We start from the raw sequence: 1,846 nt of genomic DNA on the forward strand, positions 1-1,846 counted from the left end.
GACGCTGTAAAAAAAGCGCAACAAAGCCCGTGGATTCCCTCGATATGGAAGCCCACGGGCTTTAATATATCACACAGCAAAAAAGAACTATCTAATCTTGAAAAAAGGGTACAGCAAACACACCGGCAGAAATACAGCGCTTTTTGCCGATTATTAAAATGTTGAAAAATATCTTTTTCAGGCTGCTTTTCTGATTGCGATCTTCTTCAAGTGAAATTTATGCAGATTAAAACCACAGCAAATCATCGCAATTTCTAAATTCATGGCATTTAAGCCACGTCTTCTGGCTCTTGTGTATGACCGATTCCACTTGATGATACCATTTGCACCTTCAGATTGAATGCTTCTGTTCATTCTGAGAAGCGCTCCATGAATACAATTAAGATTGTCCAAAACTTCTTTGTGAAATGCAGTCAATTCTTCATTTATGCGAACTATGCGATTTCCCTTGCATTTGCAGCACTTTTCTTTATGAGAACAGTTTGCACATTCTTCACACTGATAGAATTCTTCTGTTCTCCCATATTTGTTTCCCTTTATGGGTCTGCTGTAAACGTAATGGAATTTTTTGTTGTTAGGACACACCAGATCACCGTTTCCATCTATGCGGAAATTCACTGCTCTGTATGGATCATTATGGTATTTAATATTCTTGCTTTCTTTTTCATACATGGTAAATTTCATGTATTTTCTCATTCCGTGTTCTTCACAGTACAGATAGTTGTTGAAGCTTCCATAGCCTGCGTCGGTAACTGGATATTCAGGATACTTTCCATATATTCTGTGGAATTTTTCCATAAGCGGCTTGAAGCAATCCATATCCGAGGCATACTGCTTTACGTCATATACGGCGATATACTCATCGCAAACGCCAAATTGTATGTTGTAACCTGGGAGCAGTTGATCGTTTCCCATATAGTCTTTTTTCATACGCATAAATGTTGCATCATGGTCTGTTTTGGAATAACTGTTTCGTTCATTGCCGCATATTTTTATGTGCTCTGCATACTTTTTTAGTCTCGCAATGTAACTTGTAAGCTTATCATAATATCGCTGTTCTGGAGTTTTATGATGTCCACGTCCCCTGACAGCAGAAGCAGGATCAAAACCGCAAAGCTGTATATATTGCTTCAATATCTGTTCGAGATATTCGATGGCATATTCTTCGCGAACTCCGAATTTCACACCAAATGCGGCTATTCTTTTATTTATCTCACTTAACAGTTCTGTTATCTTTGCAAATACTTTCACGCGATTTTTCTCACAGCTCTTTTTCCATACCCAGCTGTATTTGTTGGCGTTGGCTGTGATCTTTGTTCCGTCTATGTACACATGATCCATATCTACGTTTTCTTGTTCAAATATGTAAGCATTGATGTCAGCGAATATCTCTTCTATTTTTCCGTTAAGCACATTGTTCATAAAATTGTCTATCGTCATATGGCTTGGCGGCGGTTCGTCCTGTAATAACCACATAAAGCGGATATCTGTTTTGCACAGCTTTTCTATTTTTCTTAATGATTCATAGCCATTTTCCATGAATGCGAACAGTATTACTTTTAGCAAAGTTTTTTCATCATATCTTGGTCTGCCTGTCCTGCGTTCCTCAGTCGTCAGGTATTTATTTAGGTCAATATGATCAATAACTTCACAAAATGTATATACCGGATCTGTTGTTTCAATAATTTTTTCAATTTCTATAGGAAATTTTAATTGATATGGTGTATTATATTCTTGTTGGTATTTTTTCATCAAATTTATTATACCACAAAAAAGACTGCTTTCCTACCCTTTTAAGGGTGGTTGCAGTCTTTTTTTATTGCGCGTTTTTTTACAGCGCCTTTTT

Annotated in this window: 1 protein-coding gene; it reads right to left on the bottom strand. The window is 37.0% G+C overall.

The window, feature by feature from the left end; translation table 11 throughout:
- Positions 1-177: 177 nt before the first annotated feature.
- The gene (locus DW793_RS14070) at positions 178-1,752 is read right to left on the bottom strand and encodes an IS1182 family transposase (RefSeq protein ID WP_118158522.1); all 1,575 of its coding nucleotides are present in this window, start codon (positions 1,750-1,752) and stop codon (positions 178-180) included.
- Positions 1,753-1,846: the final 94 nt, after the last annotated feature.

It is taken from the genome of Ruminococcus sp. AM31-15AC (genome assembly GCF_003462045.1).
Lineage (GTDB): Bacteria > Bacillota > Clostridia > Oscillospirales > Ruminococcaceae > Hominimerdicola > Hominimerdicola aceti.

Excerpts from the sequence above, each read along its gene's own strand:
- DW793_RS14070 (WP_118158522.1), bottom strand. The coding sequence starts at position 1,752 with ATGAAAAAATACCAACAAGAATATAATACACCATATCAATTAAAATTT.